The organism is Acinetobacter suaedae (assembly GCF_008630915.1).
GTDB lineage: Bacteria > Pseudomonadota > Gammaproteobacteria > Pseudomonadales > Moraxellaceae > Acinetobacter > Acinetobacter suaedae.
Genome location: NZ_CP043909.1, coordinates 834,157 through 851,773, shown reverse-complemented (window position 1 = coordinate 851,773; position 17,617 = coordinate 834,157). Strand labels below are relative to the sequence as shown.

Genomic DNA, 17,617 nt, shown 5'->3' with positions numbered 1-17,617 from the left:
TATTAAAGATCAAGAATGAGTTTAGCTGGCTCTTCTAACAATTCTTTGATTGTTACCAAGAAACCTACAGCTTCTTTACCATCGATTAAACGGTGGTCATAAGAAAGTGCTAAGTACATCATTGGCAAGATTTCAACTTGACCATTCACAGCCATTGGACGTTCTTGGATTTTATGCATACCCAAAATCGCAGTTTGTGGTTGGTTTAAGATCGGCGTTGAAAGCAATGAACCGAACGTACCACCATTAGTAATTGTGAACGTACCGCCTGTCATTTCTTCAATCGATAGTTTACCTTCACGTGCTTTACCAGCATAAGCAGCGATACCGCTTTCAACTTCAGCATAGTTCATGCGATCAGTATCACGAAGGATAGGCACAACTAGACCACGGTCACTTGATACAGCAACACCGATGTCATAGAAACCGTGATAAACGATATCATCACCATCAATAGATGCGTTTACAGCTGGGTAACGCTTTAACGCTTCAGTTGCTGCTTTAACAAAGAAAGACATAAAGCCTAAACGAGCACCATGACGTTTTTCGAAAGCATCTTTATATTGCTTACGCATTTCCATGATTGGCTTCATGTTAACTTCGTTGAACGTTGTTAACATTGCAGTTTGTTGTGTAGCAGCCAATAAACGTTCAGCAACACGCTTACGTAAACGAGTCATTGGAACACGTTTCTCGATGCGCTCACCTACAGCAACGCTTAATGGTTGAACTGATGCAGCTGGTTTATGGTTTGCAACATCTTCTTTGGTGATGCGACCACCACGGCCAGTACCTTGGACATCAGCAGCATTGATACCTGTTTCAGATAACGCTTTACGAACTGCAGGCGCTTGGTTTTGATCAACTGGTTGAGTTGACGCAGCAGCAGGTGCAGCTGGTGCCGCTTCTGCTGGTGCAGCAGCTTCAGGAGCAGCCGCAGAAACAGCACCAGCTTCGAATTGTGCGATAACTTCGTCAGAAAGAACGGTATCACCTTCATCTTTAACGATTGCAACTAAGCTACCATCAGCTGGAGCAACCACTTCTAAAACAACTTTATCGGTTTCAATGTCACAGATCACTTCATCACGTGATACAGGTTCACCTACTTTCTTGTGCCAAGTTGCGATCGTACCGTCAGCAACTGACTCTGGAAATACCGGTGCTTTAATTTCGGTTGCCATTATTTAGAATCTCCTGATTGTTCAACTTCAATCGCAAGTGCGTCGTTGATAAGCTGAGCTTGTTGTTTTGCATGCAGGTAAGGCGAGCCACAAGCAGGTGCGGCAGATGCTTCACGACCAGCATAGCTAATACGAATTTGTTTACCAGATTTAAGAACGTCTTCATACAAACGAGGAACGATGAATAACCAAGCGCCCTGGTTCTTCGGTTCTTCTTGTGCCCAAACAAGTTCTTCGATGTTTGGATACTGAGCCATCACTTCAGCTAAGCGCTGTTCTGGATAAGGATACAATTGCTCGATACGAACAAGCGCAATATGGTTTAAACCAAGCTCACGACGCTTTTCGAGTAAATCGTAATAAACCTTACCACCACAAAGCACTAAACGAGTGACATCAGCTTTGTTGATTTGATCCACTTCATCGATCACAGTTTGGAATGAACCGTTTGCCAATTCATCTAAAGATGAAACAGCAAGTTTGTGACGTAATAAAGATTTCGGTGACATCACGATCATCGGCTTACGGATTGGACGAACAGCCTGACGACGTAACGCATGGAAAATTTGTGCTGGTGTTGTTGGTGTAATCACTTGCATATTGTCTTCTGCACAAAGCTGCAAGAAACGCTCTAAACGTGCAGATGAATGCTCTGGACCTTGACCTTCATAACCATGTGGTAACAACATCGTTAAACCACATACACGCTCCCACTTGGTTTCACCAGAAGCGATGAATTGGTCAATTACAACTTGTGCACAGTTTGCGAAGTCACCAAATTGCGCTTCCCAAACAATTAAACTTTTTGGCAAAGTTGTGGCATAGCCATATTCAAAAGCAAGTACAGCTTCTTCTGACAATAAAGAGTCATAAACCGCAACACGTGGTTGATTTTCTTTAATGTGACACAGTGGAATGTAAACAGATCCATCCACTTGGTTATGTAACTTAGCGTGACGGTGAGAGAATGTACCACGACCAACGTCTTCACCTGTAATACGAACCAAGAAACCATCATCAAGTAAAGTTGCATAAGCTAAAGTTTCAGCCGCACCCCAGTTGAGTGGCATTTCACCAGTTTGCATTTTAACGCGATCATCAATCACTTTCTGAACTTGACGCTGTAACACAAAGCCTTCAGGCAATGTATTCATCGTTTTACCAAGCTCTTTCAAACGATCAATATTGAATGTTGTATCCCAAACATCAGTATATTCGTGACCCAAATAAGGTGTCCAATCAACAAACATATGTTTGTTTGGTTGGCGAACCAATGCATTGGCAACATGATTACCTGCTTCTAAATCAGAGCGATAATCTTCAATCATTTGATCCGCACTTGCACGATCAAGAATTTTTTCTTGTACCAATTGGTCAGCGTATAAAGTGCGTGTAGTCGCTTTTTTATTAATGACTTGATACATCAATGGCTGAGTCGCAGATGGCTCATCAGCTTCATTATGACCACGACGACGATAACAGAACAAGTCTAAAATCACATCTTTGCGGAACTCATGACGGAAATCATGTGCAAGTTGAGTCGCGAAAATAACAGCTTCAGGATCATCACCATTCACATGGAAAATCGGAGCCTGAATCATTTTAGCAACGTCAGTACAATATTCAGTCGAACGTGTATCACGTGGATCAGATGTGGTAAAACCAACTTGGTTGTTGATCACGATATGAACCGTACCACCGACTGTATAGCCACGTGTCTGTGACATTTGGAAGGTTTCTTGGTTAACACCTTGACCTGCGAATGCCGCATCACCGTGAACAATCACAGGAAGTACATCATCACCACCAATGTCTTTACGACGTACTTGACGCGCACGTACAGAACCTTCAACCACTGGACCAACGATTTCCAAGTGTGATGGGTTAAATGCAAGTGCCAAGTGAACTTCACCGCCTGGTGTCATGACATTCGAAGAGAAGCCTTGGTGATACTTCACATCACCAGAACCTTTTTTATGCAGGCTCTTCCCTTCAAACTCACCAAATAAGTCAGCTGGGTTTTTACCCATAATGTTGACAAGAAGGTTGAGACGACCACGGTGTGGCATACCAATCACGACTTCTTTACAACCAACACTACCCGCACGTTGAATGATTTCGTTCATCATTGGGATAAAAGACTCACCGCCCTCTACGCCAAAACGCTTCGCACCAACGAATTTGTTACCTAGATACTTTTCTAGACCTTCCGCAGCAGTTAAACGCTCTAAGAAGCCTTTTTTCTGATCATTGGTGAAATTAAATTTACCGCGCACGCTTTCTAAACGTTGTTGAATCCAACGCTTTTCTTTCGTGTCAACGATATGCATATATTCTGCACCAATTGAACTGCAGTAAATCGCTTCCATTGCCTCAATCATTTCAGACAATGTTGCTTCTGCTTTGCCAATTGCGAGATTACCAGTATTGAATACTGTATCTAGGTCTGATTTGGTTAGACCGTGAGCTGATAAATCGAGGTCTGGAACTTCTTCACGTTTCGCAAGACCTAATGGATCGAGTTTAGCTTTTTGATGACCACGGTTACGATAAGCAGCGATGAGTTGTAAAACACCAATTTGACGACGCTCATGCTCTGTACTTACGGTACTTTGTACCATTGGTTGTACTCGATTCGCATTACGTCCTAACAAAAGGAACTGTTCGCGTACATTACCGTGTGGTTGATCACCTTTAGGGTATTTGTCGAAGTATTCACGCCAATCTTCAGAAACTAAAGTTGGCGATGATAGGTACAGCTCGTAAAGATCTTCAATATAAGCTGCACTATCAGCAGAAAGTTCAGTGTCAAGACGCAGCGCGTCAGCAACTTCTTGCATTTTTGGACCCATTTCCTATTGCAAAAAATAATTAGGGCTGCCTTTTAAGCATACCCATGATTCATAATGTCAAATTGGTAACAAGACACTACCGCCCAAGATCTTTCGACCTTAGGTCATCATTACTACACATCAGGAGTAATCCTTTGATGTAATAAATGAGCTATGCACCTCTGAACGCAAGGCACATAACTCATTCTTATACTCGATAGAATCGAGCAATTTTTTGCAAATCATTTTAGAAAAATTAAATATTTTTTTAACTTTTCTAAAATAACTTTTCCGCAAAAATATTTAAGCTCTAAATTAAGCAATTTCCTCTATATCAAGGATACGCTCATTTTTGGCTTTTAGCTGTGGCAGAAATGCTAACATGTTATCAAGCTCGGATTGATTTTTTTGACACATACCATCTATAAAGCAGCGAAATACATACAACAAATTATGCTCTAATATACCGCCCTTTTTATGAAAGTTGCGCTTTTATCGACCAAAGTTTAACAATCGCTACAATTCTTGCACAAACTTCACGCACACCGATTAAAAATAAAGCAAAAATCAATTCAATTCATTTTATGCATTTAGTTTAACACTAAAACTAATAACGACTTCCACACCTCCCAACTTAACAAAACACCCCATATAATAAAAAAGAGGCCTTTAAAAAAGCCTCTTTTTTTCTCGCGAGAAAAACGAATTAACCCGCTTGATCCAACAACATATTACGAATGTGACCAATTGCCTTTGTCGGGTTTAAACCTTTAGGACATACAGATACACAGTTCATGATTCCCTTACAACGGAACAAAGAGAATGGATCATCCAATCGAGCCAAACGTTCTTGCGTTGCTGTATCACGAGAATCAATGATAAAGCGATATGCATTTAACAATGCAGATGGTCCTAGGAACTTATCAGGGTTCCACCAGAATGATGGGCATGATGTTGAACAACATGCACAAAGAATACATTCATACAAACCATCTAAATGCTCGCGCTCAGCTTGAGATTGTAAACGCTCTTTAGCTGGAGCTGGCTGGTTATTAATCAAGAATGGTTGAATCTTGTTATATTGATCGTAGAACTGATTCATATCTACAACCAAGTCTTTTACCACTGGTAAACCAGGTAAAGGACGAATCACAATTTTCTCTGGTAAGTCGTTTAAATTCCATAAACAAGCCAAACCATTTTTACCATTGATGTTTACACCATCCGAACCACAAATACCTTCACGGCATGAGCGACGGAATGTCAATGTCTCATCTTGAACTTTCAACGCAAGTAACGCATCAAGCAACATACGATGCTTATCCGTTAACTCAAGTTTGAAAGTTTGCATGTACGGCGCTTTATCCTTATCAGGATCGTAGCGGTAGATTTCGAATGTACGAGTGCCTCTACTCATCTTTGTTCTCCCGATTAGAATGTACGTGGTTTTGGTTCAATTGCTTCAACCGTTAATGGGCTGAAACGTACTGGCTTATATTCAAGACGGTTGTCTGATGAGTACCATAATGTATGCTTCATCCACTCATCATCACGACGGCCGTAAGAATAAGTTGGGTGATCAGGTGCTAACTCATAGTCAACAACTGTATGCGCACCACGACACTCTTTACGAGCAGCAGCAGAAATCAAGGTTGCTTTAGCAACTTCATACAAGTTTTCAACCTCTAATGCTTCAACACGTGCAGTGTTAAATACTTTAGATTTGTCTTTCAAGTGAATATTGCGAACACGTGATTCAATTGCAAGGATCTCTTTTACACCTTTATCAAGCAACGCTTGTGTACGGAATACACCAGCATGATCTTGTACGATGTCACGAATCGCATCAGCAACTTCTTGTGCATTTTCACCAGATGTAGAGTCATCTAATTTACGCACACGTGCCAATGTGTTTTCTAACACATCGTTTGGTAATGGTGCATAATCATCACCGTGATGCTTAGTTACATAATCAATGATATGTTCACCAGCAGCTTTACCAAACACTACAAGGTCAAGCAAAGAGTTCGTACCTAAACGGTTTGCACCATGTACAGATACGCAAGAACACTCACCAATTGCATAGAAACCTTTTACAGGCTTCACATAGTCACGCGTACCTTTATAAGAATACTCTTTAGTATCTTTATCATAATGCGCAGAGAATTCACCTTCTTCAACACCATGCGGCACAACCACTTGACCATGAATATTGGTTGGAATACCACCCATTTGATAATGGATTGTTGGTACAACAGGAATTGGCTCTTTGGTACAGTCAACGTTTGCAAACTTCTTACCAATCTCAAATACAGATGGAAGACGTTTCATAATCGTTTCAGCACCTAAGTGTGTCATATCTAATAAGATATAATCACCTTTAGGACCGCAACCACGACCTTCTTTAATCTCTTGGTCCATTGAACGCGATACGAAATCACGCGGTGCCAAGTCTTTTAAAGTTGGTGCATAACGCTCCATGAATGGTTCGCCGTCTTTATTACGAAGGATACCACCTTCACCACGACAACCTTCAGTCAACAATACACCTGCGCCTGCAACACCTGTTGGGTGGAATTGCCAGAATTCCATATCTTGAAGTGGAATACCCGCACGTGCAGCCATACCAAGACCGTCACCAGTGTTGATATAAGCATTTGTTGATGCACGGTACACGCGACCCGCACCACCTGTAGCAAATAATGTTGCTTTCGCTTGGAATACTGCAATATTACCTGTTTCTTGATCGTACGCCGTTACACCAAGTACATCACCTTCCTCATTACGGATTAAATCTAATGCAATCCATTCAACGAAGAACTGAGTACCCATTTTCACGTTGCTTTGATAAAGCGTATGAAGCAATGCATGCCCAGTACGGTCAGCAGCAGCACAAGCACGTGGAACCGCTTTTTCACCATAGTTTGCAGAGTGACCACCAAATGGACGTTGATAGATCGTACCATCTTCGTTACGGTCAAACGGCATACCTAAGTGCTCAAGCTCATAAACAACTTTTGGCGCTTCACGCGTCATGAACTCGATAGCGTCCTGATCACCTAACCAGTCAGAACCTTTTACGGTGTCATAAAAGTGATAGTGCCAGTTATCTTCTTGCATGTTACCTAACGACGCACCAATACCACCTTGAGCAGCAACAGTATGTGAACGTGTTGGGAATACTTTAGTTAATACTGCAACTTTTAAACCTGCTTGAGCAAGTTGATAAGCTGCACGCATACCAGAACCACCACCACCAACAATCACAGCGTCGAATGATAAGGTCTGAATATTTGAATAATTTTCTTTAGGGGTAGTTGCCATGATCTCTTCCTATCAATTTGCCCAGAAAATCTGGATACCCCAGATTGCGTACACGAACACTGAAATAATGACAGCAGAAGTCAATACAAGGCGTAAACCTGAAGCCGAAGGCCCCATTTGACGAGTCGTTACATAGTCAGTAAAAACTTGCCACATTCCAATCCATGCATGAGCAACGAGTGATAGAACGGCTAATAAAGAGAAAATCTTCATTGGCAAAGTCAGCATAAAGCCTGCCCATTGTTCGTAACCGAATCCACTGTTACATAGAATCCAGCCTAGAATCACGACGGTGTATGCAGCTAAAACCACAGCACTAACACGTTGGATATACCAATCGCGAGAACCTGAACCTGTTAAACCTGTAGCACTTTTCATTAGAACATAATCCATACAAAAGCTGCGACAATACTGATCACAGATAAGATCAATGAAACTGTAGCCGCGATACGACCACTTTGTAGCTCCTCAGCAAAACCAAGGTCTGCAAGAAGATGTTTAATCCCTGCAATAAAGTGGAAAAGTAATCCTGCTACAAATACCCATACGATGAAACGTACAAAGATATTTCCGAATACGACATTTTTAACGTAGTCAAATCCTTCTGGTGAAGATAAAGATTTATCCAAAATCCATAAAAGAACTGCGACTAATAAGAAAACGATCACACCTGATAGACGGTGTAGAATTGATGCAATAGCCACGGGTGAGCGTAAATTTACCGCTAACACCTGACCCATGGACAAATTGACAGGTCTGTTGCTTTTCACAGCGGGCATCCTGTAGGTAGAAACTCCAACTGGAGTTTGTTTGAATTAATTCAAAGGAAAGCTGGCATTGTCAGGCAAGCACAGCACATGCCTAACCTATATAACGACACCGAATTATAAGACGTGAAATATCAAAATACAAACAATCAACTTTCGCTTTAGTCTAAAAAAACTATAAATAAGAATCATTAACAAAAATAATTATATCATCATCACAAAAAAGCATCCATAAAATAAAATATATTATTGTTTTTTATAAACTTTTAAAAATATACACAATTTCATCGATTCACTTTATTCTCAAAAAAATTTCTATTTTATTTCATCAAACATTCACAATTCCGAGTATACATTTGCATTAAACCTATCAATTCTAAATATTGTCAAAAATAATACCCCTCATTTTGATATTAAATATAAATAAGTAATAATCTATCTCCCTATTTATAATAAAAAAAAGAAATAAGTCATTTTTTATACAAATAAACGCACCACAATGAATCAATTATGCCAAACAAAAATATGCTTCAAGTATTATTTTTGAACTCTTATTTAAATCCAACCCTTGAGTTATATGAACATTATGCTATTCCTAAGTATTTATTTTATAAGCACCAAAACATTGCCGAAATAAAAATTTACTTACAATTGTACTGATGCTTCATTTTTTTTATGCACCTAAAACTTGATTTGACATATTATACTCGACCGGTGCTGTGATTTTACTCAGTTTTTCTTCGATAAAGGATGACTAATTGACTGTAGCAACGTCATTTTTTATCCCTAAGTATAATTGACAAAATTTTAGTAGCCACTACTCTTATAGCAAATTTTGACACCGTCTGATTCGCACATGACAAGATTAGGATTTCGAGTCAGATAATCATTCACCAGGACAGGAGATCTATTGAATGTCTGCAGCAACTGGCAAAAAAGCCGTATTAAAGCTTGATGGCAAAGAAATTGAATTACCAATTTACAGCGGCACATTGGGCCCAGATGTAATTGACGTTAAAGATGTATTAGCATCAGGTCACTTTACTTTCGATCCTGGTTTTATGGCGACAGCTGCTTGCGAATCTAAGATCACATTCATTGATGGTGACAAAGGTGTTTTATTACACCGTGGCTATCCAATTGATCAATTAGCAACTCAAGCGGACTACTTAGAAACTTGTTATTTATTATTAAATGGCGAGCTTCCAACTGCTGAACAAAAAGCAGAATTTGACGCAAAAGTACGTAACCACACTATGGTTCACGATCAAGTCAGCCGTTTCTTCAATGGTTTCCGTCGTGATGCTCACCCTATGGCAATCATGGTTGGTGTTGTTGGTGCATTATCAGCGTTCTATCACAATGCATTTGACATCGAAGATGTTAACCATCGTGAAATTACTGCGATTCGTTTAATCGCTAAAATCCCTACCCTTGCGGCATGGAGCTACAAGTACACTGTAGGTCAACCATTTATTTATCCACGTAACGATTTAGGTTACGCTGAAAACTTCTTGCACATGATGTTTGCTACACCAGCAGATCGTGACTACAAGGTAAATCCTGTTCTTGCTCGTGCAATGGACCGTATTTTCACGCTTCATGCTGATCACGAACAAAATGCTTCTACGTCAACAGTACGCCTTGCAGGCTCAACAGGTGCAAACCCTTACGCATGTATCTCTTCAGGTATTTCTGCGCTTTGGGGACCTGCTCACGGTGGTGCAAACGAAGCTGTTCTTAAAATGTTAGATGAAATTGGTAGCGTAGAAAACGTTGCTGAATTCATGGAAAAAGTAAAACGTAAAGAAGTTAAACTCATGGGCTTCGGTCACCGTGTGTATAAAAACTTCGACCCACGTGCGAAAGTCATGAAACAAACATGTGACGAAGTACTTGAAGCATTAGGCATTAATGATCCACAACTTGCGCTTGCAATGGAACTTGAGCGTATTGCGCTTAACGACCCATACTTCGTAGAACGTAAGCTTTACCCGAACGTAGACTTCTACTCTGGTATCATCTTAAAAGCGATTGGTATCCCAACAGAAATGTTTACAGTGATCTTTGCTCTTGCACGTACAGTAGGTTGGATCAGCCACTGGTTAGAAATGCACAGCGCACCTTACAAAATTGGTCGTCCTCGTCAGCTTTACACAGGCGAAACTCAGCGCGACATCAAACGTTAATTTTCCGAAAATTAATGTTAGAAAAGCTGCCTAATGGCAGCTTTTCTGCTTTAGCGTTAAAGTCAAATCACTCATCGTCTTCGATCAACCGCATTAAGTTGTAGCTAATTCCATCAGCCCTTAACCATGCCAACTCATAACTTGCTTTTGCCAAAGCCAGTACACGACGCTCAAATTCATCCCAAATCGGTTTGACTTGTACATCAACAACTCCCAACCCACTTTCTTGAGCCAAATGCTTGTTTTTTTCACAAATTTTCAAAGCATGGTAAAGCTTACGTCCTTTACTCGCCGTTTCTAAAATGCGAACTCTTTTGTGCTGAATAAAGCCTTCGACATGTTGAAGATTCGCATTTGGCAATAAAGGAACTAAAATTTGATCTAACTGCGCATCCAAACGCGCCCACACCGCTAAACGCTGTTCTAATGTATAAGTATTCCACTGAATAACCTCATGATTAAAACGGCGACATCCACGACAGACCAGATCACCAAATACCGTAGAACAACGCCCTGCACATGGCGTCAATGATGGGATTCGACGATCATTACTCAAAATCAACTCCTATAAAACCATATTTATTTTATGGTTTTCTCGCTTATTTTAAAATTTCGCGCTAAAATATGCGCCTTTATTTCCTATCTTAATACATTTGGAGTTATCCATGAACGCTACTGTAGAACAGCTTGCACCTGTAGAACAGCAAGCGACCAATAATTGGGTTGTTGCGGCACTATATCAATTTAAAGAAGTTTCAGATGCAGCCGATCTGCAAAAACGTCTTTTAGACTTAGTGAATAGCATCAATTTATGCGGAACTCTGATTGTTGCTCCAGAAGGAATTAACGGTACAGTTGCAGGTGATCGTGCGGCAATTGATACTGTTCATCAATTTCTAATCAATGAAGGCTTTACTGAAATGGAATACAAGGAGTCTTTCAGCTCTGACAAACCATTTCGTAAAATGAAAATCAAACTAAAAAAAGAAATCGTAACTCTAGGTGTTGAAGTTAAACCACGAGATTTAGTCGGTCACTATCTTGATCCTAAAGAGTGGAACGAACTCATTAGTCGTGAGGATGTCATTCTTATAGATACACGTAATGACTATGAATATAAAGCTGGTACATTTAAAGGTGCAATTGACCCTAAAACAGAAACCTTCCGTGAATTTCCTGAATATGTAAAACAAAACCTTGAGCAACATAAAGATAAAAAAATTGCAATGTTCTGTACAGGTGGTATTCGTTGCGAAAAATCAACCTCCTTACTTTTACAAGAAGGCTTTAATGAGGTTTATCATCTCAAAGGCGGCATTCTCAAATATCTTGAAGAAACACCTGTAGAAGAAAGTCTATGGGAGGGTGAGTGCTTTGTATTTGACGGACGTACTGCTGTTACACATGGCGTCGAAGAAGGTGAAAATATCAAATGCCATGCTTGTGGTTGGCCATTAACCAAAGAAGAAGCAGAACTACCAAGTTATGAACATGGCGTATCATGCATTTATTGTATCGATAAAACCACGGATAAACAAAAAGCTGGATTCCGTATGCGCCAATCGCAAATTGCTGCAGCAAAGCGTAAACGCCTATAAGTTCATTGCAACTTACCAATCAAAAGCCTTGGTTTCAAACTGAGGCTTTTTAGTTTGTTAACCAATAAATCATTGTAGCGGTCTAAACAATTATTACGCTTAATCACCATGGAAAATAATAAAATCTAAACCAAAATGAAATCATATCTGCTCTATTATTGGAAAAAAGCTAAGGTATAAAGTTATGCAACATGATTTTTGGCACGACAAATGGCAAACCAATAACATCGGCTTTCATCAAAATCAGCCTCATACCTTACTAACACAATATTTAAGCACCCTAAATCTAGATAAAAATGCGCGAGTTTTTGTTCCTCTTTGCGGTAAAAGTTTAGATTTAGCGTGGTTAATCGATCAAGGTTATCATGTGATTGGCATAGATCTTAGCCCAATTGCCATTCAAGATTTAATTCTAGACTTAGGACTTAGTTTTGAGGAATCTCAGATAGGAGATTTGACTTATTTTAAGCATGCTCAAATTGAGTTATTTATTGGCGATTTTTTTAAATTAACAGCCAAACAACTTGGCAAAATAGATGCGACCTATGATCGAGCAGCGCTCATTGCTTTACCAGAACAAATGCGTTCCACATATACACAACACCTACTGCAAATTACCAATCAGGCACCTCAACTTCTCATCAGCATAGAATACGATCAGTCCTTATTAGCAGGACCACCATTTTCAGTTCCTGAATATGAATTAACAGCACACTACGCAACACACTACGATATTAAATTACTGGCTTCCAATACTGAAAATTTGAAAGGGAAACTGATTGCCTATGAACATGCTTGGCATTTAACTAAACATTCAACTAGCGACAACGCTTAATTTAAAAATAAGACATACACCTCTTGCTGAATGGATCAATATGTTTGGTCCATTCACAACAATTCTATTGTTTAGCTCAAACCAAACTCTAACTGACTGGCTTGCATCTGCCCCCTTAACCAATCACAAAATAATACTTTACGTACATCTTCCTCAAAAGGCTCCGCAGACAATAGAAAGTAGGCCGATTCATCCTGATATATAGAGCTCATAGGTTGTAATAGTTGATGTTTAATCTCGCGCTCAATCATATAGGTCGAAACTAAAGTTACACCTAAACCAGCCAAGCAAGCCTCGATACACAAATAAAAGTGTTCTAGTTCTGTTTTAGAATAGCCTTTGAATTGTTCTGAATGCTTATATTGAAATTGCTGCCATAATTTATTCCGTGAAGTTGAAATAAATATTTGCTTGGTTTGCTGAGTTATCTTACTAGATGCTACACACAGCATTTGCTCATCAGCAATTTTCTCACTATAGATTGATTTTCCCCAATCAAAATCATTTCGTCTCAAAGCTAAATCAATATTTTGCTGTTTGAAATCAACCTTCCCTCCTCCTGTTAAAAGAGTAACCTCAAAGTCAGGATAAAGCTGCTTAAAATGAATTAGACGTGGTATTAGCCATTTCATCGCTAAAGTTGGCTCACATGAAAGAACCAGATTTTTTTGCACTATAGTTTGTTGATTTAATTGCATTAAACATTGATCAATTTGCTGAAAAACTTGCTGGCAGCAATCAAATAAAATTTCCCCTTTAGCAGTTAAACTTAGCTTTCTAGATGATCGAATAAATACAGCAAAACCCAAAGCATCTTCTAAATTTCTAATTTGTTTACTCACAGCACCTTGCGTTACAAATAAACGATCAGCCGCAACCGTCACACTTTCATAGCGTGCTGCAAAATAAAAAAACTTTAATGAATTCAGTGATAGACGCTCAACCATTCCAAAAACTCATCTATGTATGTGAATTATTTTCGATTTTAAATATAGCAAGATTATGAAAAATATAAAAATTATATACAAATTTTTATTAGGAATAGATGAGTGAATGAAATATTAACAGTTGGTTTGATTACCCTACTCGCAGTCATCAGCCCTGGTGCAGACTTTGCCCTCGTTACTCGAAATAGCTATTTATATGGGCGAAATTTGGGTATTTGTACTGCTTACGGGATTGCATGTGGTGTTTGGATTCATATTAGCTATAGTTTAATCAGCTTAAATTTTTTGAAGAGCCATCTTCCAGATTTTATTCAACTTATCCAATATATTGGTGCAGCATATCTCATATATATCGGTTATAAGACTTATACCCAAGCTGCTGTTAAGTTAAATGACAATCAGACAAACATCACTAGTTGGCAAACATTCAAACATGGATTTTTAACCAATAGTTTAAATCCCAAAACAACCTTATTTGTGATGAGTATTTATTCTCAGATCATGACGATAGAGAACCAACTATTTACGCTCCTTGCTTATGGTATCTTTATTTCCAGTAGCCATCTGATCTGGTTTAGCTTAATTACGATTTTCTGCTCAACCCCAGCAATTCGACACAAAATTTTAGCTAAACAGCTCCTACTCAACCGATTAATTGGCATGATACTCAGTGGACTAGGTCTGAGTTTGTTATTCACAAACCTGTAAATCAAAAAGGTTAAGTATAAAAACGAGACAGCAAAAATCATAAAAAAACGTCCATTACGGACGTTTTAATTACGCTTTTTTTATGATACTCAAGCTACTCGTTTAGCTAGGCGTATGATACATGAGATAAATTTCATTTAAATTATCTGGAATTTCTTCTGCTAATTCATCCATAAGTTGGCCATTTCGACGGAAAGATTCCATTTGTGGATCTTCCTCATCAATACCACTAAACACCATAATCGGCAGGGTCAGATCAACTAACTGTTCTCCATATTCAGGTGCAAACCAAGCATCTTCATTTAAGAACATTGCATCAACAAAGCCAACGCTCCAATCGCCTAGGCTAGAATCAACATCAGCTTCTTCAATTTCAAATGGAAATTCAATTCCATCTTCATTGGCAAGATTCTGACGAATAGATTCCAACCAAAGTTTGATTTGCTCAATCACATCACTTGGAACCTTCTTTTGATTGCTCTCAAAGAGCTCATCTAACCATCGATCAAATTTTGGACCTACAGCTATCGCACATAAAAAACCATGAGTTGCGGCAAAATCTAGACCGTATTCGTTTTGATCACCGTCAAGATAATTACTCAATAAGTCTAAATCCAACGTGCTCATTCTCTATCCAATTCTAAAAATATATCGTCAACAGCATAACATTTTAGGACCTAAAGTCTTATTAATTTTGCTTAATCTTCGTCATCAAAATCATCATCGTCGAAATCATAATCAAAATCTTTCAATTCTCGCTCTAAACGGCGTTGCGCTAACAAATCATCAATTAAACGGCGCTTTTCTAATGATTCTTTAGCGCTGAGCTTACCTGATGATTCATCAAAACCAGCGTCGTCTTCACCGTAGTTATCATCATCTAGTTCAAAATCTGTAGAAGACACTAAGTACCTCAAATGAAAAAATGTTAATGGGCCTAGCCGGTATTTATCTGTCTTAGAATTTCTTGTCAAGTTTTATTTGTTTTTTTTACTATAAAACGTAGTTTTGTACTTTTTTTCAGCACTTTTTTTGTGTATTTATAATCTAAGAACTTTAGGTATAAAACATCTTTAGGAATTTTAGGCTTGAAAAAATATGACATACCCCCATATTCAAAAAATCATCAGAAAATGAAACCTATTTTTTATTTAGTGCAAACGGATCAAATCCCAAACATTCCCTGTGAATTGTGCTATCATGCACGGTTTTTCACCGCCACAGATTCAACAAAAGAGTAAGCAAAGATGAGCGATATGCATTCCCCTACTTCGCAAGTAGCGGCTCTGATTAGCCGAGGCAAAGAACAAGGTTACTTAACTTACGCTGAGGTTAACGATCATCTACCAGACTCGATTACAGAAAGTGAGCAGATTGAAGATATTATTCAAATGCTCCAAGACGTCGGTATTCCTGTGCATGAGCGCGCACCAGAAACTGATGACACTATGTTTGGTGAATCGACTGAAGCAGCAGATGAAGTTGCCGAAGAAGAAGCTGCTGCTGTATTAGCATCGGTTGAAAGTGAGCCAGGTCGTACCACGGATCCTGTACGTATGTACATGCGTGAAATGGGTACTGTTGAACTCCTTACCCGTGAAGGCGAGATCAGCATTGCAAAACGCATCGAAGAAGGTATTCGTGATGTTTTACATTCGATTGCGTATTGGCCAAACGCTGTCGAGGTAGTTTTACAAGAATATAATGACTTTTTAACAGGTGAGCGTCGTCTTGCAGATATTCTTTCAGGTTATCTAGATCCAGAAACTGACGAAGAAATTCCTGAGGTGCTTGAGGATGAGGCTGAACTCGATGAGGAAGCAGGCTCTACATCAACAGCAAAAGAAGTCAAACTCGACGATGATGACGAAGAAGAATCTGAGAGTGATGATGATTCAGAAGGTGATTCTGGCCCAGACCCAGAAGTTGCCAAAGTCCGTTTTTCTGAATTAGAAACAGCATGGAACGACACAAAAGCAATTATAGAAAAGCATGGTCGTAACAGTGAAGAAGCAAAAGCTGCTCTAGAATCTTTAGCTGCTGTATTTATGATGTTCAAATTTACCCCACGTTTATTTGATATCATTTCTGAAATGATTCGCGGCACTCATGATCAAATTCGTACAAATGAACGCGAAATCATGCGTTATGCAGTTCGTCGTGGTCGTATGGATCGTACAACTTTCCGTACCACCTTCCCTGAACAAGAATCAAATCCAGCTTGGCTAGATGAGCAAATCGCTAAAGCGCCTGCGGAAATTAAAGCACATTTAGAAAAAGTTCGCCCTGATGTACTGGCATTCCAACAAAAGATTGCAGATATCGAGAAAGAACTTGGCTTAAACGTGAAAGATATCAAAGATATCTCTAAACGTATGGCTGTAGGTGAAGCAAAAGCACGTCGTGCCAAAAAAGAAATGGTTGAAGCAAACTTACGTTTGGTGATTTCGATTGCGAAGAAATATACTAACCGTGGCCTACAATTCCTTGACTTAATCCAAGAAGGTAACATCGGTTTGATGAAAGCCGTAGACAAGTTTGAGTACCGTCGTGGTTATAAATTCTCGACATATGCAACTTGGTGGATTCGTCAGGCCATTACTCGTTCGATTGCAGACCAAGCACGTACAATTCGTATTCCTGTTCACATGATTGAAACGATTAACAAGATCAACCGTGTGTCTCGCCAACTACTTCAAGAAATGGGGCGTGAGCCTACCCCTGAGGAATTAGGCGAACGTCTAGAAATGGACGAAGTTAAAGTTCGTAAAGTACTTAAAATCGCAAAAGAACCGATTTCGATGGAAACACCAATCGGGGATGATGAAGATTCGCATCTTGGTGACTTCATTGAGGATTCAAACATCACTTCTCCAGTAGATGCTGCAACCTCTGAAGGCTTAAAAGAAGCAACACGTGAAGTACTTGAGAACTTAACTGAACGTGAAGCGAAAGTATTAAAGATGCGTTTTGGTATTGATATGCCAACTGATCATACTTTAGAGGAAGTTGGTAAGCAGTTTGATGTAACACGCGAACGTATTCGTCAAATTGAAGCGAAAGCATTACGTAAGCTGCGCCATCCATCACGTTCAGAACACTTACGTTCATTCTTGGAAAACGACTAATATTGGGAAAATCCTGTGTAAAAGCAAAGCAATGCTTTGCTCTAGCTCAGGACTTGAAGTTTAATACTTTATCCCCATTTAGGTATTAGATCATAAGCGCCTGCAC

General features: G+C 39.3%; 15 protein-coding genes. 5 read left to right on the top strand and 10 right to left on the bottom strand.

The annotated features are described in order from the left end of the window. Positions 1-2 precede the first annotated feature (2 nt). From odhB to sdhC, 6 genes are all read right to left on the bottom strand, one after another. Positions 3-1,184 carry a 2-oxoglutarate dehydrogenase complex dihydrolipoyllysine-residue succinyltransferase gene (odhB, locus tag F2A31_RS04030; protein WP_150025297.1) on the bottom strand — a complete coding sequence of 394 codons (1,182 nt, stop codon included), beginning with the start codon at positions 1,182-1,184 and terminating at the stop codon, positions 3-5. Continuing rightward, positions 1,184-4,024 carry a 2-oxoglutarate dehydrogenase E1 component gene (locus F2A31_RS04025; protein ID WP_150025296.1) on the bottom strand — a complete coding sequence of 947 codons (2,841 nt, stop codon included), beginning with the start codon at positions 4,022-4,024 and terminating at the stop codon, positions 1,184-1,186. Before F2A31_RS04025 ends, odhB begins: the two co-directional genes overlap by 1 nt. Positions 4,025-4,721: 697 nt before the next feature. After that, positions 4,722-5,432 (bottom strand): succinate dehydrogenase iron-sulfur subunit, encoded by a 711-nt coding sequence (locus F2A31_RS04020; RefSeq protein ID WP_004760950.1) that lies wholly within the window; start codon positions 5,430-5,432, stop codon positions 4,722-4,724. A 14-nt stretch (positions 5,433-5,446) separates the two neighbouring features. Next, positions 5,447-7,342 (bottom strand): succinate dehydrogenase flavoprotein subunit, encoded by a 1,896-nt coding sequence (gene sdhA / locus F2A31_RS04015; RefSeq protein ID WP_150025295.1) that lies wholly within the window; start codon positions 7,340-7,342, stop codon positions 5,447-5,449. Positions 7,343-7,351: 9 nt separating this feature from the next. Continuing rightward, positions 7,352-7,717, bottom strand: coding sequence for a succinate dehydrogenase, hydrophobic membrane anchor protein (sdhD, locus tag F2A31_RS04010; RefSeq protein ID WP_005083003.1), 366 nt, complete (start codon positions 7,715-7,717; stop codon positions 7,352-7,354). Beyond that, a complete protein-coding gene (gene sdhC, locus F2A31_RS04005; protein WP_004640364.1) occupies positions 7,717-8,118 on the bottom strand; it encodes a succinate dehydrogenase, cytochrome b556 subunit in 402 nt (133 codons plus the stop codon). The genes sdhD and sdhC overlap by 1 nt, the downstream gene beginning before the upstream one ends. 902 nt (positions 8,119-9,020) lie before the next feature. Between sdhC and gltA the strand changes: the two genes are divergently transcribed. Next, positions 9,021-10,295, top strand: coding sequence for a citrate synthase (gene gltA, locus F2A31_RS04000; protein WP_150025294.1), 1,275 nt, complete (start codon positions 9,021-9,023; stop codon positions 10,293-10,295). Positions 10,296-10,362: 67 nt separating this feature from the next. Here the strand turns inward: gltA and F2A31_RS03995 are convergent, their stop codons facing one another. Then, on the bottom strand, positions 10,363-10,851 hold the full coding sequence (locus F2A31_RS03995) for a DUF1289 domain-containing protein (RefSeq protein ID WP_150025293.1): 489 nt from the start codon (positions 10,849-10,851) through the stop codon (positions 10,363-10,365). Positions 10,852-10,960: 109 nt separating this feature from the next. Between F2A31_RS03995 and trhO the strand changes: the two genes are divergently transcribed. Continuing rightward, a complete protein-coding gene (gene trhO / locus F2A31_RS03990) occupies positions 10,961-11,893 on the top strand; it encodes an oxygen-dependent tRNA uridine(34) hydroxylase TrhO (RefSeq protein WP_150025292.1) in 933 nt (310 codons plus the stop codon). Between the two features lie 184 nt (positions 11,894-12,077). Next, complete coding sequence (gene tmpT, locus F2A31_RS03985; RefSeq protein WP_150025291.1) at positions 12,078-12,728, top strand: thiopurine S-methyltransferase; 651 nt, start codon at positions 12,078-12,080, stop codon at positions 12,726-12,728. A gap of 71 nt (positions 12,729-12,799) precedes the next feature. Here the strand turns inward: tmpT and F2A31_RS03980 are convergent, their stop codons facing one another. Further along, a complete protein-coding gene (locus F2A31_RS03980) occupies positions 12,800-13,675 on the bottom strand; it encodes a LysR family transcriptional regulator (protein ID WP_150025290.1) in 876 nt (291 codons plus the stop codon). A 102-nt stretch (positions 13,676-13,777) separates the two neighbouring features. On the opposite strand from F2A31_RS03980, the gene F2A31_RS03975 reads away from it, so the two are divergent. Then, positions 13,778-14,383: a LysE family translocator gene (locus F2A31_RS03975; RefSeq protein WP_150025289.1), complete on the top strand. Its 606-nt coding sequence runs from the start codon at positions 13,778-13,780 to the stop codon at positions 14,381-14,383. 102 nt (positions 14,384-14,485) lie between these two features. Here the strand turns inward: F2A31_RS03975 and F2A31_RS03970 are convergent, their stop codons facing one another. Both F2A31_RS03970 and F2A31_RS03965 read right to left on the bottom strand, forming a co-directional pair. Next, complete coding sequence (locus F2A31_RS03970; protein ID WP_150025288.1) at positions 14,486-15,010, bottom strand: YecA/YgfB family protein; 525 nt, start codon at positions 15,008-15,010, stop codon at positions 14,486-14,488. A 71-nt stretch (positions 15,011-15,081) separates the two neighbouring features. Continuing rightward, positions 15,082-15,288, bottom strand: coding sequence for a PA3496 family putative envelope integrity protein (locus F2A31_RS03965; RefSeq protein ID WP_109441389.1), 207 nt, complete (start codon positions 15,286-15,288; stop codon positions 15,082-15,084). 342 nt (positions 15,289-15,630) lie between these two features. On the opposite strand from F2A31_RS03965, the gene rpoD reads away from it, so the two are divergent. Then, a complete protein-coding gene (gene rpoD / locus F2A31_RS03960; RefSeq protein ID WP_150025287.1) occupies positions 15,631-17,511 on the top strand; it encodes an RNA polymerase sigma factor RpoD in 1,881 nt (626 codons plus the stop codon). The last annotated feature ends 106 nt before the right edge of the window (positions 17,512-17,617 follow it).